Below are 21,483 nucleotides of genomic sequence, written 5' to 3'. Positions count from 1 at the left end.
TTTTTAATCTCTTGTATATTATCCTGAGTTGACATATTTTGAGAGAAAGCGAAAAAAGACTAGCAGAGCAAAGGGTATTACGCAATATGTATTAAAATTATGCAATACGTAACCTTGAGGCGGTCGAGGGTGTTTGATTGAAATATAAGACCAAGACCATACTGTATGCGCTTTTATTGGCGCCGATTCCTTTATTAGTGTTTATGGCCTTGCTGTTTATCTTGCTGAATAGTGAATTTAAACCTTATTCGCTATTTATGATTCTGGTTGGACATTTTCTGGTTTATCTCGCCTATTGCATTTTAACCGTTCCTTTTTCCTTGGTATTGTCACTCGGCTTAAACCACTATCGGTGCCTGAATTTTTTTACGATTTGTCTGAGTGCATTATTGCTTGCAGCCCCTTTGTTTATTGTTCTGGAATGGAGCCATACCGGCCAACTGCCAAAACAATGGGGCGTGCTCTATGATGATATTTTTGCGTTCTTTATCGCCTTGATCCCCGCAGTGTGCTACTGGTTGATATTAATTAATCTGAAACCGAATCACTCGGTAAACGAGTTGGAGCGATAAAATTGTGTCGAAGCAGTTAAATGCGGAGTCCTCTGAGCCAGATGTTATTTCCTCAGGCCAGATAGAACATTTGGATAATACACAGGATTAGCGACCATGATCCCTGCTCCACATCCAGATCAACACCGCAGCCATACAGGCAATTAAAGGATAGACCAGCCACGGATGTGGAATGGTCCAGAGCATGATGACTGCAGCAATGCTCATACTTACGGTTGACATGTATTTTGCTTTTTTGGGAATGCGGCGGTTGTGCTGCCATTCTTTGAGCATAGGCCCGATAAAGCGGTGATTAAGGAACCATTGATGCAGTTTTTCTGAGCCTCTGGCTGCAAAGAAAACCGCCAATAATATAAAATCAACTGTCGGCAGACCTGGAATAAAAATTCCAAGTATGCCGAGTGCAATACATAACCAGGCCAGACAGATAAAGAGTAATCGCCACCAGAACGAGCGTGCTAATTTGCTTGCCGGCTGTGAGGGTTGTGGCAAAACCTTGCTATTCACATCATGATTCATGCGATCAATATTCTCCATACCTGCTCATCCTTAAGTCACCTGCTTATTTCAATTCGTCCAGCTGGTTTAAGGCCTTTCCAAAATAGCCAAATGCATCCAAAGCACCTTGCACTACGCGATCCTGTAATGCCGGGTCAAAATCCGCATCGTCGAGTGCCTGAACAAAACGTTTCCAAACCTTGGCACGTCCTTCCGGATAAGCAGCCAGATTACGGGCAGCAAAGGTTTCAGAGAAGCCTAAGCGTTTTTGCGCTTCTTTAAATAAGAAAGCGGCGCCCAAGGTTGACCCTTCCGAGACATAAATCCAGCCTAAGGCTTCAGGTAATTTGACTGCTGCACTTTGTAGCGCTTGTCCTGCCGGTTGAATACCCAAGTCCTGCAAATCTTCATAAGCCTGCAAAGAACGACCACGAATACCGAGGTCTGGAATAAGTCCAGCCACACCTTCCTGTTCAAAAAGATGTTCAATTTCCTGCTGGAAATAGTATTGTGACAAGGTGAATTGCGCATATTTTTCCTTGTTGGCAAATACATCGGCCTGCGCCATCAGGCGATGCATCCGTTCATGCTCTGCTGCCGTTTCTTGCTTTAAACGCTGCGAAAGGCTGTTGGCGACCATTGGTTCTGTGACTGCGTTCATGATCATTCTCCTGAAGAAAGAATATTGCTCATCGGTTAACGATCCCGACTGAGTTTAAGTTGCACTGGAAAATCGACAACAATAGCCACTGCTCGGCCATTGACTGTGTAGGGTTTGAATCTGGACTGACGGGCTGCGTTTAGAACGCGCTGATCTAAACTGGCAATACCTGAACTTTGTTTTAACTGAATATCGATTGGCTGCCCGTTTTCATTGATGTGTAAACGTAACTCCACCATGCGGGTTTGTTGTCTCAGTTCCCGGTCGTCGTAGGCAAACTTGCCAAAACTGAGAACCTCGACATGACTGACTTGCATAGGTGCATCACGTTCAACCTGGCTGTCAGGTGCCCGGCTAAGCTGCTGTTGTGCTACAGGCGCTTTTACGCCACCAGAGAGCTCGTGCTTTTCTCCCCCATCTGCTTGAGGTATTTGCTGATGTGAATTCACGGCAGCAGAGGATGGTTCTGGCTGTAAATGTGATTTCGCCGTTTTATTTTCTATAGTTTGAACAGCAAGCGGTTGTGTTGGTGGGGATGCGTCAGCATGTTGTTGTTTATTCAATTGTTGGTTGGACACGCTATGCGAAGCATTATGACTGACCAGAATCTTCTGCTCGTTGCTGTCCTGTTTATCTATGCGAGGACGGGTAGATTGTGGTTTTACCTGTTGTGCTGCTGGTGGTTGAGCACGCGCAATTTGAGCCGATGTATGAGGCGACTCTTGTTCTGCCGGTGACAAGCAGACGAAGTGCACCTTGAGCGCATTCACTTTGGGTGAAGTTGCCAGGCTATAAGGTTCAATAAAATGGCTGAGAAACCATATGGCTAAAAGATGCAGCGCAATGACTAATAAGCTAATGAATGATTTAGGGTATGAATGAATCAAAGCCGCTCTAGAGGCGAATGTTGAAGTCCATGCATAAGAGAGTGACTGGGATTTTGGTTTCATCACGCTCTCCTAAAAACGATGTTCCAGCTTTAAGCTGATATTGTGTTTATCGTAGGAATAGAGCCAGTCGACATTACTGTCATTATGGTTGTAGCGATAGGTCAAATTCGGCGTCATACCATAAAACTTAAACCGTGGCATTTGTACAACCAGGGTATAGTTCTGTTCAAAATCATGGCGACGTGCAGCAAAGGTCTCGACGTAGCGGTCAAACTGCCGCCAGCGGTATGAGGTTAATAGCGTGGTATTCAAACCTGCTTTCCAGGATTTGCTCAGTCCTAGACGGATGCCTTGTTGCTGATAAGCCGCCATATATTTTTCCTGGGTGTCATGGTCCAGTACATCCAGTCCGCTAAAAAGTGTCCATTGCTGCGGTAGAATTTTCCAGAATGTAAACATGGCCGAGCTTTCTTTACCATCTAGGTTTTTATATTTTTGATAGCCCAGATCTTTGATTTCAGCTTCAAGCTTGAAGGCTTTGTCTGGTGCTAGAAATCGCATCCATTCAGTACGTGCCCCCCATGCATTGTATAAACCATCATTGGCATAACGTTTATGTTCAAATAGCGGTGCAATGGTGATTTGATTTTTTAAATCAAAAAAACTATAGCCTGCATTGATATTCAGGGTGGATTCGTTATAGAGCGCATGATCAGCATAGGATTGCCCAAATGCTAAACCGCGTAAGGAAATGCCATGATTGCCCGAAAGCGAAAAGCGCTTGATTAGACTGGCCTCATAGTCAACCCCTGTTGCTGATGCTGCTTTGGGGCTGCCACGGGTAATTTCCTGAATTGGAGTCGCCTTGCCCTTGTCATCAATGCCATACAAGGTCCATGTTTTGCTTTGTTCAGAAGAGCTATTCAGATTTGTGGCATAGGATGGGCCAATTGCGACACTGCCTTGCCACGAATCCCGCTGATCAAGTGCTTTGACGAACAGATCAACCGTTTGTTGCACTTCTGGTGGGATCATTGCCCCATTGCTCTGCCCTAGCTTGTCCTGAATCGATGTAAAAAGGCGTGCTGCTTGTTTATTCTTCTGCTGTTCAAACAGCACGCGCGCTAACTCGAGTTCACAAATCAGATTATTCGGTTGTTGATTAAGACTACTTTGAAATTTTTGTTCGGCTAATTTGAGCTTTCCCTGAGCGCGCGCCAAAGCCGCTTCGGCAAAATCGGTTAAAGCCTGATCATAGCCTTGATACTGCTGATAGTGTTTTAAGTAAATCGCAGCATTGCCCCATTGCTTTTGCATAACCGCCAGATATAGCGCTTTGGCCAGATCATCCGGATTCTGCTCTACCGCGTAAATTTGGCCATTAATACGGATGCTGGGTAGTTTCTCGGTGTCACGAATGGTGCCTTGTTGTTGTAATTGATGCTGTTGCTGGAACAGATTCTGATCCAGACTCTGATTAAGGCGGAGTTGTGTCTCATCATCGGCATAGAGTGATGAAGCAGCCAGTAAAATCACACAGCACAGCAATGTTTTGTTCATAACAACCGTAAAAAAGAAAAGCATGAGTCCTTAAACAAGAAAAAGGAATCTACAGCTGTAGATTCCTCTTGCCACCATTAGTTTTTCGCACCGCCAAATGCCGTGTTATAAGACACATTGTCAAATTTCGCGATACCCGCTAAAGCAGCCGCATTTGCGCCAAAGAAATGTCCCTGAACCGCTCCGGAGTCATTTAAGCCAGCGGTACCATTTGCAATTGCAAAACCGCTAAATGCAGCCGAACCCGGATTAAAGGTCACACCATCCAGTGTTAAGTTTGAAACGCTAGTGCCGGTTCCGGTTAATGATCCTTCGAGCGTGCCTGCACCGAAGTTTGCAGTGAAATTACCAGTTAACAGATTGGCTGCCGAGCCATTAATCCCTGCAACGGTATAGGTTGCCGTTCCTGCAGTAGGTACTGTGGTATTGGTATTGTCACCTGCGTAATAAACCGTATGGCTTGCGCTGGCAGGCGTATCACCGGCTTTCCACCATTCACCGAAATAAACTTCCTGTGTGCCGACCTGTCCAAAGTTAAAATTACCTAAAGCGCTATGTGAAGGCGGCATTGCAGAGGCAGGAATGTGAGAGATATTAAAGCTCTTGCTACCCACAGTTACATTGCTATTGCTGGTTCCTTGTGCAGCAAATGCTTGCGCTAGACCTTTGAGTGAACTAAAACCGGTGAATGCATTATAAGGTGCACCTGCCGCCTCTACTGAAACAGCAGCTGTTCCACCGCTATGACTGGCATTTGCTGCCGCACCGACTTTGATATTTGCTTCGTTGCTTGAAGCGCCTTCAATTGCTGCATGGCTGAATACCGCAGAACATGCAACCAGAGCGATGAACAGTTGAGAGATTTTCATTTATTGTTACTCCATTTTTCTAAAGCTAAGTTATTGTTTCAATAAAGATAACGATTTCGTTATCCATGTAGTTGTATGCGCAGTTGGATCGATCACTACGCCTTGATTTTGTAAATAATAATCATTCAACTATATTATTTACGCTTATCTAATTCCCGCTGATTTAAAAGAGGAAATTAAATTCGGTGTTAAAACTTGGTGGTCCAGCTGACTTTCAAAGTACGGCCGGGTGCGGCCATGGCACTTCGCGTTAAAGGATCGATATAGAACTGGTTGGAAAGATTGTTGCCCACAAATTCAAGCGTGTTATAGGTATCGATTTGATAACGGGCATAAGCATCAAAAAGCCAGGTATCATCCCAGGCCAACGGCACATTGAGGTAATAGCCTTTGTTGATCCCTGCATCATTATTTTTACGCAGCGGACTTTCATAGCCTTTGTAGAAGGTTGCACGCGCACCCAACTCTAATCTTTCATCGAGAAAACGTGCGCCCAACAACGCATGGGCACTCAGCTCGGGAGTCGACATGGTAACCAGATAGCCATTCGGAAAACCATCATCGACACAACGTTTATAGGCATCACGGAACTGAATCCCCTGATCCGTTTGCACCGTGCCGCTGTTAATCATTTTATCGATGGCACTATTGCTGTCACAGACTTGATTCTTCAGGTTATAAGCCAAGCTCAGATCGGTGAAGAAAGCGCCATTATCAAAACGGCTTTGCAGTTCCAGCCCTGAAAGTTTTTGCTCATCCATATTAGTGAAAATCAGGTTCTGATTGCGCTCGATCACGTTTTTGGTTTTATTGTAGTAATACGCCAGTTTAAGATCGGCATTTCGTGCTGAACTCAACCATTCACGCATGTCGTAGACATATCCCACTTCATAATTAAATGCATGTTCGGGTTTGATCGGTTGATAAGGCATCAGGGCGGAAAAGCCAACCGTGCTTTCAAATAGGCTAGGTAAGCGATACTCTTCTGCATAACGGACATAGAGCCGGTTATTGTCAGTTAAATGCAGGGAGGCGCCAAGCTGAGGTGCCCAGCCACTGTCTTTTACTTTTTGCGCCGTTTCAATCGGAACCTGTTCAATCACTGCCGGGCTTAGATTACCACTGCCGGTAATCACATATTTTTGACCTAAGGCATTCAGTCGTTCTAATACATTATCGGCCAAATTTAGCTGACCGTTGTCATCTGCTTTCCAGGTAAGCGTATTTTTCTGTGACCAAATAAGGTTATACAAAGTGCTTTCTGAAGCAGGAACCGTTTCCAGTTTGCCATCCCAGTCTGGATTTCTGCTGGCATAACGTTGAGTGAACCGGTCCAGCATGCGTTGCTGCTGAGCGCTATAACTTTCAGGCATGGTCTGGTATTCAAAACTGTATTCCTTGAGCTTGCTTTTCTTGGTAAATAACGGATTTAAGGCAGGATCAACCCCATCTCGCAGGGATTTATTCAAGAAATCATCAAAAGCCCAGTAGGAGCGATAACGCATCCCTGCATCAAAACTTAACCATGAAGCGGGACGATAGTTAAAATTAAAATCAAAGGTCTTTTCTTCACGGCGGCCTGCACGCGGTAAAGCCTGAAATATGCTATACATTGGCCCATATTCGCCATAGATATCATCAGAACTGAGTTTCTCTTTTAAAAAACTTCCACCCAGCGTTAAATCAAGTTGTTGGGACAAACTGGCTTTGTTACTGATCGTGATGCCTTGGCGCCGGTTATCAGAATGGCTGATCGCGGTATTGATAATGCGGTTGTCTCGAAAATCAATCGTGGTTGGCCAGCCACCGCGTGTATAGGTCTGGCTTTCGGTATCGGTCTGCCAGATATTGGCATAGAAATCGACCCACTGAATATTTTCGGGTTTAAATTTATATTCCAGACTATAGGCTTTAGAACGAATATTGCTGAGTGGCCATTGCGGTACACCTATATCAGGCGTTAGCCCCCATTCAATCCGTGATGGCATGATTTCACCAAATCTATTTTTGGTGTCTCGATAGGTCAGTTTCAGTGCCTGATCATCAGTTGGGCGATAGTTGGCTTTGAATAACCACGATTCCATTTGGCTTGAGGTATTCGGTACTTCATCGCCCGGTTTGTATGAATGTGCAAAATAAGGAATAAAATCAAGGCTATTACTCGGTTCTGCCCGTTTATAATAGCCTGCCCCATGTGTACCTGAAAAATAGTTGCCGCGTTCGCGTACTGCATAAACTGCCAATAAATCAAATTTGTCCTGCTTCATTGCCAGTGCCAGTCGGCCCGCGAGATCATCGCCAGAGAAGTTAGAGTTATCATTTCTGCTGCGGTTCTTTTTATAGATATCCGGATCGTACTTTTTCCCGTTTACATCGTTCCACGGTGTTGTATCATCATAATTTTTGCCGACTTTGCTCATGTCCGGAAGCGATGGGTCGATTGAGTTAGTTGAGCCTTCAACTTTGAGCTCGGCACCAAATGTTTTACCGGGGCGAACGATATCATCCGCTTCCAGGGTTTTGACTACCACACCGCCACCGACTGAAGTCGTGGTATTACGTTCTAAGGACGGGCCTTTAATTACTTCAATGCCCGCGATCAGGTTGGGATCGATATAATTTCGGTTATTCACGCCATTATAGCCACGCCATACCGCAATTGACTGTTCCGTTCCATCAATGGTCAAGGGGACTCGACCCACGCCCTGTACACCACGTACACTCGGGTCCAGTGCGCCGCTATTTCGGGCATCGCCACTATAAACACCGACCATCCCTTGTAACACATCGGCGGGATTGGTGCCTTTGAAGCGCTCGATATAGTCTTTGCCTGCATAAACTGAAGAGCGGTTGGCATCATATACCCTGTTGCTGCCCTGAGTATCACGATTTTCCTGACCAAAGACTACAAGCGGAGTCAAACGAACGGCTACTTCATCATTCTGATTTTGCTGAGAAGTTGTATTATTGAGCAATGTCGTTGTGGGCGCAGCGATACGATGAGTATTTTGAGTCGTGTTAGGCGCCAGCGTATAGCCTTGGCCGACTTTCAGGGCATGAAATGTTGAAGAGGTTAAAATGTGTTGAAAGCCTTGTTCCAGCGCAAAGCTACCTTTTAAACCCGAACTGCTTTGTCCTTTTAACTGTTGCGCATCAATAGCAATTGAAGTACCGGATTGTTCTGCAAACTGGTTCAATACATTGGCCAGGGATCCTGCCGGAATATCGTAGGTCTTTATATCCGCAGTTTCCGCATAGGCGTGTTGTAAAGGCAAAGTCAAACTACCTATACACACCGTATGTATTGCAAATGCGAGTGTTGAAAATCGAAAGAAGTTCCGATTTTGCATTTTCCCTTTTCCAGTGTTGTTCATTGTACCGCCCCGGTAAATCGAAATAAGAATCATTTAACCTGTTTGAATAAAATGATCCAAATGAATTGCTTCTACTTACTATGACGAACAGCTTTGAAAAAAGTGGAACCTGAATTTAAAAAAATTTAATTTTTTTGAACATAAATAGATAAATGCCCGCCATATTCCGGTCATCGGGTATTTTTTGTGGTAACGACAACCAGATAAGGCGTAATTTGATACACCTCTATCTCTGGAAAAACGCTTGCCAATAATTTGAGTGAATCCTGGGTCTGGTCCAAAGGCAAAACAGCATTGACTTGAATCTTATGTAATGCCGCTGAGTTAAATAGGATTTTGCCCTTATAGTTTTGATCCAGTTGCTTTAACACCTGATCAAGCGGCAAATTTTCTACCATCAGCTGATGTTTCTGCCATTTTTGTTGTTCATTATAAATATTGACTGTGGACAGTGCTTGTATGCCGTGTTGATTCAGACTTACAGCCTGACCTGCGTTGATAATGACGGACGGTTGGGAATATGCATTGGCTGCATGTACCCGTACCCGGGAATGTAACATTTTTAACTGCGTCGCTTCAGTTGAGTAGTCCACGCTGAACGCCGTACCTAGCGCCTGAATCTGGCCATGCGGCGTTTTGACAATCAATGGCCGCTGCGGATCTTTGGCTACATCGATATAGATCTGTCCTTGTACTAATTCGACCACACGTTGCTTGCCCTGAAAATCGATGTTGACGGCACTCTTTCCACGTAAAATCAGACGAGAACCATCTGTCAGGATTTGATCGGTCCATTGGGCCGTATCCCCTTGAATATCTGCCATCAAATAAGCCACAGAATAATTCGTTAAAAATAATATTCCGCAACTGAACGCAAATAAGGCAAGCGAAAAAGCACTTCCTGCACGCAGATATTTATAGGTTTTGCTAGAGCCCAACCCTGCCTTAAGCGCAGATTTAACCAGCTTTTTATCAGGCGTGGCTTGAGATACGATCTGAATCGAATGGATGCATTGCTCAATATCTGCTGCTATTTTCTGATGATGCTGACTGCGCTGTTTCCATTGGTTAAACTTCAATTGAGCATGATGGCGTGTCGATTCGTCATCTGAGCTGAGTTGCACAATCCATAGTGCCGCTTCTTCTACCAGTTGACGTTGATCAGGTTGATCTATCGCCATTTATACCGCATCCATAAGCAGTCGTGTCTGATAGCACTGGACCAGACAGCTTGCCAGATACTTTTGGATCATTTTGCTTGATACACCCAGTTGCTGTGCGGTTTCCTTATGGGTGTAGCCTTCCAGATAGTGCAGAATAAACGCCTGTTGGGCTTTGGCAGACACTCCTTCCAGTGCCTTGCACAGTTGTTCAAGCGCCTGAATAATCTGCATCTGGTCTTCTGGTGAAGCAACGGCGTCCAGCATGTATTCCATCTGGCTTAAACCATCCAGATATGCTTGCTCGATACGCTTGCGGCGCACCTGATCAATCAGTAAGTTCTTGGCAATAGAGGTCAGATAGGCACGCGGTTCTTTGATCCCTAAAAGTTCATCACGGGTCTGTAGAAGTTTAATAAATGTATCCTGAACCAGATCAGCCGCTTGTTCGGTATTGCCCAGTTTTTGCCTCAACCATTGGTGAAGCCAGCCACGATGGTTTTTATATAATTCATCTATAAGCAGCGGGGTTCTGTTCACAATGATCCGACTCAAACAATGTATATTTAAATGATAATAATTATCATTAACAAAAGTCAAGATGGATTGATGCTTTCTCTGATTTTTATGTTAAATACATGATATGTTGATGGAAATATCAACGAAAACTAAAATTACTAGTGAATTTTAAAAAAGTAAAAATCTTGTCTAGTGGTTAATTAATGGTTTTAAGCCAGCAACCACTTCATCTGATTTATACAGCGCCACATGCTGGTTGGAGCGCTGTACGGTTGAGTAATGCATTCAGCTTTAATGAGTGTACTCTACAGAGACGGTTAAAATTTATGGGAAATACTGAATTTATAATCCCGGCCTGTGCCAGTCATATATTCACCCAGATACATCTTGTAGTCTCGATTAAACAGGTTATCAATCGACATATTTAAGGTAGGCCCTTTCTGCCCTACAGGTTGCCAGTCCACATAGACGCCATGCAATGAATAACCCTTGGTTTTCGGCAGCGAAAATGAAGAGGCAGCGATAGATTTGTCATTGTCCGAAAGACTACGGTCTTGTGCCGCCACAAAAATCCCGCGCCAGCCCATAGTTAGGTGATGCTCTGGCACATTCACGCCCAAAGTTGCTGTGGCTTTTCTCGGTGGAATATCGGTCATCCAGGTTTTCTGGTCAAACCATGGGTTGACTGGGGAGTTATCCCGTTGCCCTCGAATATAAGAATAGGTTAACCCGGTAAACCACATGGGCTGGTTATAGAAAAGCTCGGCTTCATAGGCTTTGATCGTATAATCATTCACATTACGATAAAAACCATGAGGATATTTTCCATTGCAGTCATTGATGCTGCCATTGCCGCCGTTAGCATTGTTTTCAGCTTGTGCTTTGCAGAAGGTGGAACGGTTACGGAAGATTTCATCAGATCCACGATTACGATGATAGGTCAGGCGAACTTGTAAATGGTCATCTTCGGCAAATACATCATCGAAGTTCATTTCATTGCCTAAGCGAAGCGCGAGCATTTTTTCAGGCAATAAATAACGACTGGTGGATGGCACAGAGGTGACCGCGGATTGTACATAATATTGTTCATCGACACGCGGTGCACGCCAGGTTTTGCTGATATTGGCAAACCAGGTCAGATAATCGGCCTGTTTCCATGCCAAGGCTAAACGCGGCGACCAGCCAGTATAGGTCTTGCTTGAATAATCATGTCCCGCTTCAGGGTCGTTATAGCGTGACGCACGGTTCGGTTTACCCGTGTTGGTAATGTGATCGTAGCGAATAGAAGGCGTAATGGTGAAATCATTGATCTGATATTGATCCTCTACAAAGGCACTCAGCATCTGCTGATCCCCTGCCGGCATATAATTTGGCTCATAATAACCAAAATTATAATCTGGCTTTTTCGAGTTGGTTTTATCGTAAATCAGGGAGTTCTGCTCCATTTTCTGATATTGCGCACCGACTTTTAATTTATGTGTGCCATAGTCAGTCTCAAAATCACTGATATTACTGAGCTTAAGGGCCGTGTTGGTATAAGTGACCCAGCTTTCATTGCCCAAGGTTGCAGCTGATCCATTCACACTCGGTAAGCGCTGGTCATGTTGATCTGTCTTGGAATACGAAGCCATGGCTTTAAAGTTCACATAAGGATTGGATGCCGGATTGAACTCATATCCGATGGAATAACTGCTATCTTTCTGGTCACGGTAAACCAGTCGGCGTTTCCATGCCTCTTCATAGCCATATTTCTTAATATCGGCTTCGGTTGGTACTGCATCCTGATCACGCATGGCAGCAAAAGGTTCCCAGCCATCATGCCCGCTTTGCATGGCATTGAAAGTGATTTTCTGACTGTCGGTTGGATGGAAATTCAGCTTGGCCAGATAGGTGTTTTGTTCTTGGGCAGAGTATAAAAATTTTGTGCCGTCTGGGCGGGTCACATTGCCACTATCACGATTGGTATAATAAAACATGCCATCGACCAGGCCATTGTTGCTTTGAGCATAAACCGCACCGGTATAAGTATTTTGCTGGTTATTGGAAAAACGCGAATACTTTAAAAATGTACCGACCTGCTGATCATCTTCCAGTAAATCCGTTGCATCCTTGGTTTCCAGTGTTACTTTACCGCCAAAACCACCATTACCGACTTCAACATTATGCGGCCCTTTATCGACCGTAATTTTCTTTAAAATTTCGGGTTCAATAAACACTGAGCCCTGCCGATATTTATCAAAACTTTTAACCGAGTCATCCAGGGTAATCGGAACATCCTCGACACCGCCCATCCCTAAAATATTAATGGTCTGCCCACCTGGTCTTGGAGAACCTGCAGATCCTACACTGGGCATATGATCCAGCAATTGTGCGACATTATTGGCTTGATAACGATCAATGGCTTTCTGGTTTAATACACTCTGACCAAACTGGATGGTATCATCTTTTTCGGCCTGTACCACGATCGGTGTCATCTGATAAATCTGGTTCTGGGCATTACTTTGGGTCGAACTCTGAAGTGATTTATTTGATAATGACGCTGTGCTTTCGGCATGGCTTAACGGCTGCACTGCAACGCTTTGGCCCGCATTTAAATTCATGGATAACGCTATCGCAGTTGCCAACAACAACGGTTTAGATACCATGCCCTGTGTAAGTGGCTGATTCAGATGTGATTCACCAAGAATTACACTGTGTTTCTTGGTGAAATTAAGGGAGTGTGTCATTCAATTATAAAACTTTACCTAATTGATAATAATTATCGTTTACATTTGTAATTTTGTAAACAAAATCATGTTATTTTTCTATCAATTAAGCTGTTTATCCGCTCATTTAAGCTTTTTCTAATGCTTCAATGATGGCTAAAGCAGTCACACGTGCTGAAAAAGGATTCTGCCCCGTAATCAGTTTGCCATCCTGAACCACATTTGGCATAAACGGAATTAGTTTCTTTTCATATTTCGCGCCACGTTGTTTAGCAAGTTGTTCGGCATTATAGGGCACTTTTTTCGCCACCCCTGCCAGTACTTCTTCACACCAGGCAAAACCGGTCAGTTCTTTACCCGCAATCAAGTATTGTCCATTTGCAAGCTGAACATTGAGCAATCCACAATAACCATGACAGACACTGGCAACGATGCCACCATGTTCATAAAGATTGCTGGTGATCTGTTGCAGTTCGGGATTGTCTAAAAAGTCCCACATCACGCCGTGCCCACCGGTGTAATAGATCACATCGTAATCTTGCCAGTTGATCTCGGCAGGCTTTTTGGTGGTTTCCAGCAACTGCATAAAGGCAGGATCGTTTTTGCGCTTTAAAACAGATGCATCCGCGACGAAACGCTCCAGTGATTTGGGTTCAATTGGAGAGTGACCTCCCAAAGGGCTTACAATATCCTGAATATAACCCTGTTTTTCAAATTCATCGTAGGCATGGGTCAACTCACCGAGCCATAAACCTGTGGGACGATCAACTGTTTCATATTGAGCAATATTGGTCACCACATGCAGGATACGTTTAGACATTTTTCACCTCAGCTTTTACATTATTTTTAGTCTTGCTTTTAACCCACTATAAGTCTAAAGTTAGCTTTAATGTCAAGAGGAAATCAGTAATGAATATTAGCGAATTATCAAAACAAAGCGGTTTAAGTACGCCTACGATTCGTTATTATGAACAGATTAAACTGTTACCCAAGGCTAAACGTAAATCTAATGGCTATCGGGAATATAGTGAAAATGATCTGAAACAATTGTTCCTGATCCAGCAAGCACAACAGGTTGGCTTTTCGCTGACAGAGATCAAGGCTTTTTTACCGTCGAATGTGACGACTTGGGATCACGATATCCTGATTGGTTTGCTGGAAAGTAAAATTAAGGATATTGAAGAATTAGAACAGAAACTGGCCATGAGTAAACTCAATCTTCAAATGATGATTACAGCGATTAATAACAAGCCGGATGAAATTACCTGTGAAGAAAATGCACAGCGCCTGCTCAATCTTTACTATACCGCTGATAAAGCTGAAAAATAATCATCTTTTGTAATGGTTTTCCGCCGAGCAACGGATAGGAAGCTATTGACCTTAAAGCCTACTTTAAGCATAGGATGATTGACAGGTGATTGATGAGGAACCTGTCATGTTGCAACGTTGGAATCTTCAAAAGTGGTGGATCAGCCTATTTATACTGATCTTTTCGGTTAACCCAGTCTTTGCTGCTGAACCTGGGCAAAATGTACACACCCAGTCCTTAGGCAAAATTCTGGTGGTCATGACCAACCACTCAGCTTACCCCACCCGTTCAGACCATACTGGCTTATGGCTAACCGAACTTACCCACTTTTATGACATTGCCCAAGCCGCTGGTTATGGCATGGATTTTGTCAGTCCGCAAGGTGGTGCAGTTCCACTGGATGAGCGTAGCTTAAAACCAATTTATCTGGATAAATCTGCCAAAGCTCATTTAGCCGATCCTAAGTTTATGCAACGTTTAAACACCACGCTTGCCCCGAAAGCGATTGATCCATCCCGTTACAAAGCAATTTATTATACCGGTGGTCACGGCACCATGTGGGATTTTCCAAAAAATGAGGACCTGAAAAAGATCAGTGAGCAGATTTACCAGCAAGGTGGTGTGTTATCCGCAGTTTGTCACGGTGTGGGAGGTTTATTGTCACTTCAAGACAATCAGGGCAAAGCATTGATCGCAGGTCGAACTGTAACAGGATTTGCCAATATTGAGGAAACACTCTCAGGCATTAAATCGCAAGTCCCTTTTTCATTGCAAGATGGACTGGTACAACGCGGCGCACATTATAAGCGTGCGTGGGTGCCATTTACGTCTTATGTGGTTGTGGATGACCGCATTATTACCGGACAAAATCCGCAGTCGAGTAAGGAAATTGCGGAAGCTGTGGTCAAACGTCTCGCTACTTTAAAATAAAATATCGTTTGAAAAGCCAGATTCTTGAATCTGGCTTTTTAACATCCCCTCCTTTGTTCAGTGAACTGATATCTCCCTACTGATCGATTCTTCCCGTGCATGGCTTGCATAAAATCCTGCAAAAATGCTTGACCTTAAAGTGAGCTTTAATCTTAACATTTCAAATATGAACTGGAGGAATCTCATGAATTTTAATCATCGTTATTTAAATCGCTCTATCTCGGCGATAGCCGCAAGTGTGTTACTCAGCACTGCAACTTATGCCATTGAGCCGAAGCAACCTGCTAATACCACACAGGACACAGCGCAAACGACAGTGGTCGAATTCGGTCCGTACAAAGTCAATGTCCCTAAAGGTGGTTATTACGATCGTTATCGCATGAACCCGGATCTAGATGAAGTGGCGAAAGACCCGGCAGCAGGAAATATTGATTATTTCCGTACTATTCCTAAAAAGCTGGTAGAAACACGTGTAGGGAAAGTCTGGTCACCGAATTTTTACTATCGGACCAGTAATGTGCAATTGTTGATGCTTGCCCCCATCGCAAAACTCAAAGCCAAGCTTCCTGCACCCCTTGAACCTTTACAGCCTTTTCCTGGCTATGGTCTGGTTTCACTGACCTTCTTTTCTTATGCTGTGGGTGATGTTGATCCATACGATGAAGTTTCGGTTGCCATTGTGGTTCGTCAGCCCGGTGCACATCATTTCAATAGCACCGAACTATTGAGCTCGATGCGCAGCCATAAATACTATGGTCATGTACTGGCTTTACCTGTCGATACGGAAATAGCCCGTGTTCGTGGTGTCTATGGCTACCAGTTGCCCAAATGGCTGACACCGATTGACCTGAATATTGGCAGTCAAACACTGAAAGCCCAGATTTTTAATACCGATGGCACCTCAGATCTAAGCCTCAGCGCAGCTTTGCCAAAAATTAAAACAGTAAAGCCACAGTCAAGAATTGAAACCAAGACCATGTATCAACTGGTTGACGGGAAATGGCACAGCACTTCAGTAGAATCAAATACACTGGCATTTGGACAAAAGTTATTTCCAAAGGATGTGCAACTGGTGCGTAGTGATGGCCCACTGACGAAACTTCTGGATGATTTAGGTGCAGCGAAGATTTTACGTCTGGATGTGGTGAAAGATGCCCAATTGGCACTGAATATGCCAGTTGCTTATCCTGTACTGGATCAAGTCAGTCAGCATAAAAAATAAATGTATTCCATAACTGACACCCGCTTTCAGACTGAAAGCGGGTGTTTTTTTATTTGAGTTAAGCTAGTTATCGTTCTAAGCAGAAAACAGATTTGAAAACCACCGTTTTTAGTCCATGATTTTCTTTAGTTTTAAGTCAAGCGAATCATCTTATTCACGACAGCATAGGTTGTAGCGCACTTGCTTTGATCTCATTGTCTGCCTATAGGGTGCAAAAAGAACCATAACTAAAAAAGCCAATGGCAGAGGGACTGTCATTGGCTTCAGCTTCAGGATACACACGATAACAACATGTATAAGCCGTATCTTTTAACAGGCTGCGCTATAGTGACGCATCCGGTTTTTATAGAGACGGGTGCGGCGTGCCATCGCAGCTTGTTGCAGAATCAATGCCCAGGCTGGAGAAACTTTAGGATTCGGACGTTTTCCAAGGCTGAGTTTACGCAACTGAAATTTTACTGTTGCCATATTGGCCAGAGATGCCAGCGTTTTGTTTTTCCAGTGAATAGGCTTTAATTCAGGTGCCGTATTCTGCCCTTGCTGCCACTGATGGGGAAGATTCGGTTCGATAGCCAAAGCAGTGGCAATCCCTACCATATCCACACCGCTTTCAATCACCTGTTCAGCCACCTGTATACGGCGAATTCCACCCGTGACCATCACGGGCATCTTGGCGACCTTACGAATCTCCTGTGCAAATTCCAGAAAATAGGCTTCACGGGCCAAGGTGCGGCCATCGCGTGCCTGACCTTGCATGGCTGGTGCTTCATAGCTACCGCCAGACAACTCGACCAGATCTACAGCCAATCCATTTAGCATCTGCACCACTTGCTGCGCATCTTCGGCACTAAAACCACCACGCTGGAAATCTGCCGAATTGAGTTTTACTGCAACAGTAAAGGTATCAGCAACTACAGCGCGTACTGCTTTTACGATCTCGATCAGAATGCGTGCCCGATTTTCCAGAGAACCACCCCATTGATCCTGTCGTTTGTTGCTCAGGGGGGAAAGGAACTGGCTGAGCAGATAACCATGCGCTGCGTGGATTTCAACCCCGGTAAAGCCGGCTTTTTCACCAAGACGTGCGGTATTGGCAAAGCGGTCAATCACTTCCTGAATCATGGCCTGATTCATTTCAATCGGTGTATTAAAACGATCAGACATTTTGCCCAGATCTAATGCAACCGCCGAAGGTGCCCAAGTCTCTTGACCTAAATTGGATTGCATCTGACGCCCCGGATGATTGATCTGCAACCACACTTGGGCGCCTTTAGAACGACCGATTTGTGCCCAGCGTTTAAAGCTTTCCAGATGCTGTTGATCTTCCAGCACTACACCGCCAGGTCCAGTCATGGCACGGCGATCGACCATCACATTACCGGTAATGATTAAACCAACGCCGCCATCCGCCCAGGCCTGATATAAACGCATCAGTTCTTCCGACGGTGCATGATTTAAGTCTGCCATATTTTCTTCCATAGCAGCTTTGGCAATGCGGTTAGGAATCTCGGAACCATTCGGGAAAACCAGTTTTTCAAATACTTTCATTATTGTGACCTCATTGAGTATGAATTTACTTTAAGATTAAAGCTCACTTTAATGTCAATAGGTTTATCAAATGGAATAAGATATTTTTTATAAATATTTTTAGATTCAGTTATTTAGATCATAAAAAATAGAGGCACGTAGGCCTCTATTTTAATTGGGTTGAGTAAAATGGATTATTGACGGATAAATGCCAGTAAATCAGGATTAATCACATCCGCATTTACGGTGAGCATACCGTGTGAAAAACCTTTATACGTTTTTAACGTGCCGTTTTGCACTAGCTTGGCTGACAATGCGCCCGAATTTTCATAAGGAACCACCTGATCATCATCGCCATGCATCACCAGTACGGGCACTGAAATCTTTTTCAGATCTTCTGTAAAATCGGTCTGGGAAAAAGCCACGATGCCATCATAATGTGCTTTGGCACCGCCCATCATGCCTTGGCGCCACCAGTTCCAGATCACAGGCTCAGATGGTTTGGCATCAGGACGATTAAAACCATAGAAAGGACCAGCAGGCAAATCGTAATAAAATTGCGATCGGTTCTTGAATAACTGGTTTTGCAAGTCATCAAATACTTCTTTTGGTAAACCGTCAGGATTGTTCGGCGTTTTTACCATTATCGGCGGCACGGCACTGACCAGCACGGCTTTGGCAACATTTTCTTCGCCATGACGCGCGATATAATGCGCCACTTCCCCGCCTCCGGTGGAATGTCCGATATGAATGGCATTCTTGATGCCAAGATGTTGCACGACTGTAGCGACATCATCGGCATAATGATCCATATCATGTCCATCCCAAACCTGACTGGAACGGCCATGCCCACGACGATCATGTGCGACCACACGGAAACCTTCGTTTAAGAAAAACAGTAACTGGGCATCCCAATCATCTGAGCTCAGTGGCCAGCCATGATGGAAAAAGAGGACCTGTGCATCGCGTGGACCCCAATCCTTATAAAAAATTTCTACACCATCTTTTGTCGTAACGTACGCCATCTTTGTTTCTCCTGTGTAAGATTTACACTGTCGAGTCATGATCTATGTTGTAATTCATGTCGGTAAAATCACATTATTTTTAAGACTATCTGTATGGATAGCTACTCTATACTAAGATTAAAGTTCACTTTAAGGTCAATGGTTTTAGTCCCATTCTGATAATAAAAATGTAATTTTACAATTTAGAAATAAAAGACAAAATCTAAGATGAGCTATTGAAATTCAATGTTTTATTGGAAATTAAAAAATATTTATCTGCCTATTCTGTTTACATACATCTAACGAATACAGCGTCTGTTTTTCGAAACAGAAACTTTAGGGCTTGACATTAAAGTTGACTTTAATCTTATAGTGATTTCAGATGAAAAGTGCTTTGGGTTCCAATATAGGCATTTTAAATGACTTGATCAATGAAAGGTTAACGAAGATGAACAGCAATAAACAGTTTACTGAAGTTGAATTTGGACAGCACAAGGTGAGCGTTCCTAAAGGTGGCTACTATGACCGTTTTAGAATGAATCCGGATCTGAATGAAGTTGCTCAGGATCCTGCTGCCGGAAATATCGATTTTTTTCGCAAGATTCCAAAACAGCTGGTGGAGTCGAGAGTGGGTCCGGTCTGGGCACCGAATTTTTATTATCGCAGCAGCAACGTGCAGGTTCTCATGCTTGCACCACTGAAGCAACTCAAAAAACAGCTACCTGCCCCTTTAGAACCGTTACACGCTTTGCCAGGTTATGGATTGGTTGCACTCACCTTCTTCCATTATTCTGTTTGTGATAACGATCCTTATAACGAAGTTTCGGTGGCAATAGTGGTGCGTAAACCAGAGGCACGTGGGCCACATATTTTAGAGCTGGCCAATGCGATTAGACAACGTCATTTTTATGCCCATGTATTGGCATTGCCTGTCGATACCGAGATTGCCCGGGTTCGTGGCGTCCATGGCTATCAACTGCCGAAATGGCGTACCGAGATCAATGTCGAGATCGGCCCCAAGAAAATTAATGCCAACCTGACCGATACTCACGGTAAGGTTGATCTCAGCCTGACTGTGGTGACACCGCCTTTAAAACGGGTGAAATCTGAATCCCGGATGACTGAAGCGACCATGCTACATCATGTTGATGGCAAATGGCATCAGACACTGGTGCAATCAAATCCCCTTTCATTGGCTCAGCAGTTATTACCGAAAAAGGTCAAGCTGCTTCGTCATGGTGGGCCTTTAAGCCGGTTACTGGATCAGTTGGGTGCCTCCAAGATTCTTCGTCTGGATGTGGTTGAGGATGCTCAGGTGGTACTGAATTTGCCAAAACCGCTTTAAATTTCAAACAACTTAAAAATCAAGGGAAATAAACAATGACACAAAGCAATTATGATCTTGTGGTATTCGGTGCGACCAGTTTTGTCGGGCAGATCCTGACCCGATATCTGGCAGAATATTTGTCGACCCAACAGGAGCAACTGCGCTGGGCCATTGCCGGTCGCTCTCAACAAAAATTACAAGAACTGAAAAATGGTTTAGGTGGTTTGGGTGAATCTTTACCCATACTGATCGCGGATGCGGGTAACCCAGCTGAACTGAATGCCCTGTGTGCACAGACACGTGTAGTGGTTTCAACAGTTGGGCCATATGCCTTATATGGTGAACCGCTGGTTCAGGCCTGTGTTAACAACGGTACAGATTATTGTGATCTGACCGGCGAAACCCAGTGGATCAAAAAAATGATCGAGAAATACGAATCTCAAGCCCAACATTCTGGCGCCCGTATTGTGCATTGTTGCGGTTTTGATTCGGTTCCATCGGATATGGGGGTTTATTACTTACAGCAACAGGCACAAAAACAGTTTCATGCGCCTGCAACCCAAGTCAGCATGCGGGTCAAGACCTTAAAAGGCGGTGCATCCGGCGGTACGGTTGCAAGTCTCATCAATGTCATTCAGGAAGCTGCAGCCGATCCTGCCCTGCGTAAAGATCTGGTTAATCCTTATGTGCTTTGTCCACCTGATCATGGCAACAGCCAACGACAAATTTATATTAAAACCGCGAAATTTGATCCTGATTTTAATGCATGGATTGCGCCTTTCGTGATGGCAGCGGTCAATGAGCGTGTCGTGCATCGTTCTAACGCTTTATCGGGTAATGCCTATGGCAGCAACTTTAGCTATAACGAAGCCATTTTAACGGGCGAAGGCTTAAAAGGACGTTTCAAAGCCTTAGGTGTTGTTTCTGGTTTAGGGGTATTTATGCTTGCGGCAGTGACTAAACCGGTGAGTCAGCTCATGGAACGTTATATGTTACCAAAACCAGGTGAAGGTCCGACACCAGAACAGCAGCTTGCAGGACGGTTTGATTTACGTTTTATCGGGAAAACCGAAGCAGGTCAAAGCCTCAAGATCAAAGTAACGGGTGATCGTGATCCAGGTTATGGCTCGACCGGAAAAATGTTGGGACAGGCTGCCTTGAGTCTGGCGCTTGATCATTACAAAGAAGGTCAAAAGACGGGGCGCTCAGGGGGCTTCTGGACACCAGCGACCATGTTTGATGCGCAGTTTATTCATCGTTTGACTGAGCATGCAGGACTTGCCTTTGAACAAATTTGAATGATCTTTCCTCCTATAGGGAGATATTCCTCATTTTTAACTTGAACATAAAGCGATT

The 21,483-nt window shown here is 44.3% G+C and carries 18 protein-coding genes; 6 read left to right on the top strand and 12 right to left on the bottom strand.

Going from position 1 to position 21,483, the window contains the following annotated elements; translation table 11 throughout:
- Positions 1–137 precede the first annotated feature (137 nt).
- A complete protein-coding gene (locus ACINWC323_RS08350; RefSeq protein ID WP_009512657.1) occupies positions 138–572 on the top strand; it encodes a hypothetical protein in 435 nt (144 codons plus the stop codon).
- A gap of 87 nt (positions 573–659) precedes the next feature.
- On the opposite strand, the gene ACINWC323_RS08355 is transcribed toward ACINWC323_RS08350, so the two are convergent.
- From ACINWC323_RS08355 to ACINWC323_RS08400, 10 genes are all read right to left on the bottom strand, one after another.
- Positions 660–1,109 (bottom strand): YbaN family protein, encoded by a 450-nt coding sequence (locus ACINWC323_RS08355; RefSeq protein WP_009512775.1) that lies wholly within the window; start codon positions 1,107–1,109, stop codon positions 660–662.
- 25 nt (positions 1,110–1,134) lie between these two features.
- Positions 1,135–1,734 carry a biliverdin-producing heme oxygenase gene (locus tag ACINWC323_RS08360; RefSeq protein ID WP_155758135.1) on the bottom strand — a complete coding sequence of 200 codons (600 nt, stop codon included), beginning with the start codon at positions 1,732–1,734 and terminating at the stop codon, positions 1,135–1,137.
- A 32-nt stretch (positions 1,735–1,766) separates the two neighbouring features.
- On the bottom strand, positions 1,767–2,681 hold the full coding sequence (locus tag ACINWC323_RS08365; RefSeq protein WP_009512763.1) for an energy transducer TonB: 915 nt from the start codon (positions 2,679–2,681) through the stop codon (positions 1,767–1,769).
- A gap of 9 nt (positions 2,682–2,690) precedes the next feature.
- Positions 2,691–4,181 (bottom strand): hemophilin secretion modulator, encoded by a 1,491-nt coding sequence (hsmA, locus tag ACINWC323_RS08370; RefSeq protein ID WP_009512880.1) that lies wholly within the window; start codon positions 4,179–4,181, stop codon positions 2,691–2,693.
- A gap of 77 nt (positions 4,182–4,258) precedes the next feature.
- A complete protein-coding gene (locus tag ACINWC323_RS08375; RefSeq protein ID WP_009512545.1) occupies positions 4,259–5,050 on the bottom strand; it encodes a Slam-dependent surface lipoprotein in 792 nt (263 codons plus the stop codon).
- Positions 5,051–5,238: 188 nt separating this feature from the next.
- The gene (hphR, locus tag ACINWC323_RS08380) at positions 5,239–8,400 is read right to left on the bottom strand and encodes a hemophilin receptor HphR (RefSeq protein WP_283202001.1); all 3,162 of its coding nucleotides are present in this window, start codon (positions 8,398–8,400) and stop codon (positions 5,239–5,241) included.
- 194 nt (positions 8,401–8,594) lie between these two features.
- Positions 8,595–9,605 carry a FecR family protein gene (locus tag ACINWC323_RS08385; protein WP_009512642.1) on the bottom strand — a complete coding sequence of 337 codons (1,011 nt, stop codon included), beginning with the start codon at positions 9,603–9,605 and terminating at the stop codon, positions 8,595–8,597.
- Positions 9,606–10,124 (bottom strand): sigma-70 family RNA polymerase sigma factor, encoded by a 519-nt coding sequence (locus tag ACINWC323_RS08390; RefSeq protein WP_005285884.1) that lies wholly within the window; start codon positions 10,122–10,124, stop codon positions 9,606–9,608.
- A 296-nt stretch (positions 10,125–10,420) separates the two neighbouring features.
- Positions 10,421–12,829 carry a TonB-dependent hemoglobin/transferrin/lactoferrin family receptor gene (locus ACINWC323_RS08395; RefSeq protein WP_009512870.1) on the bottom strand — a complete coding sequence of 803 codons (2,409 nt, stop codon included), beginning with the start codon at positions 12,827–12,829 and terminating at the stop codon, positions 10,421–10,423.
- Between the two features lie 106 nt (positions 12,830–12,935).
- Positions 12,936–13,628: a type 1 glutamine amidotransferase domain-containing protein gene (locus ACINWC323_RS08400; RefSeq protein ID WP_009512803.1), complete on the bottom strand. Its 693-nt coding sequence runs from the start codon at positions 13,626–13,628 to the stop codon at positions 12,936–12,938.
- Between the two features lie 89 nt (positions 13,629–13,717).
- On the opposite strand from ACINWC323_RS08400, the gene ACINWC323_RS08405 reads away from it, so the two are divergent.
- The 3 genes from ACINWC323_RS08405 (at position 13,718) to ACINWC323_RS08415 (ending at position 16,269) form a co-directional block, all read left to right on the top strand.
- Entirely contained in the window at positions 13,718–14,137 is a 420-nt protein-coding gene (locus ACINWC323_RS08405; protein ID WP_009512542.1) for a MerR family transcriptional regulator, read from the top strand.
- A 106-nt stretch (positions 14,138–14,243) separates the two neighbouring features.
- Positions 14,244–15,047 carry a type 1 glutamine amidotransferase domain-containing protein gene (locus ACINWC323_RS08410; RefSeq protein WP_032881537.1) on the top strand — a complete coding sequence of 268 codons (804 nt, stop codon included), beginning with the start codon at positions 14,244–14,246 and terminating at the stop codon, positions 15,045–15,047.
- Positions 15,048–15,231: 184 nt separating this feature from the next.
- The gene (locus tag ACINWC323_RS08415; protein ID WP_009512858.1) at positions 15,232–16,269 is read left to right on the top strand and encodes a hypothetical protein; all 1,038 of its coding nucleotides are present in this window, start codon (positions 15,232–15,234) and stop codon (positions 16,267–16,269) included.
- Positions 16,270–16,578: 309 nt separating this feature from the next.
- Here ACINWC323_RS08415 and ACINWC323_RS08420 read toward each other — a convergent pair whose 3' ends face one another.
- Together ACINWC323_RS08420 and ACINWC323_RS08425 are read right to left on the bottom strand one after the other, a co-directional pair.
- Positions 16,579–17,817 carry an NADH:flavin oxidoreductase/NADH oxidase family protein gene (locus tag ACINWC323_RS08420; RefSeq protein WP_005230542.1) on the bottom strand — a complete coding sequence of 413 codons (1,239 nt, stop codon included), beginning with the start codon at positions 17,815–17,817 and terminating at the stop codon, positions 16,579–16,581.
- Between the two features lie 173 nt (positions 17,818–17,990).
- On the bottom strand, positions 17,991–18,821 hold the full coding sequence (locus ACINWC323_RS08425) for an alpha/beta fold hydrolase (protein WP_009512903.1): 831 nt from the start codon (positions 18,819–18,821) through the stop codon (positions 17,991–17,993).
- Positions 18,822–19,248: 427 nt separating this feature from the next.
- On the opposite strand from ACINWC323_RS08425, the gene ACINWC323_RS08430 reads away from it, so the two are divergent.
- Together ACINWC323_RS08430 and ACINWC323_RS08435 are read left to right on the top strand one after the other, a co-directional pair.
- Positions 19,249–20,145: an acetoacetate decarboxylase family protein gene (locus ACINWC323_RS08430; RefSeq protein WP_032881536.1), complete on the top strand. Its 897-nt coding sequence runs from the start codon at positions 19,249–19,251 to the stop codon at positions 20,143–20,145.
- A gap of 35 nt (positions 20,146–20,180) precedes the next feature.
- Positions 20,181–21,425 carry a saccharopine dehydrogenase family protein gene (locus ACINWC323_RS08435; RefSeq protein ID WP_009512746.1) on the top strand — a complete coding sequence of 415 codons (1,245 nt, stop codon included), beginning with the start codon at positions 20,181–20,183 and terminating at the stop codon, positions 21,423–21,425.
- The last annotated feature ends 58 nt before the right edge of the window (positions 21,426–21,483 follow it).

The sequence above is a fragment of the Acinetobacter sp. WC-323 genome (assembly GCF_000314615.1).
GTDB lineage: Bacteria > Pseudomonadota > Gammaproteobacteria > Pseudomonadales > Moraxellaceae > Acinetobacter > Acinetobacter courvalinii.
Note: the sequence above shows the minus strand (reverse complement) of the source record. Positions and strands in the feature narration are given on the sequence as shown.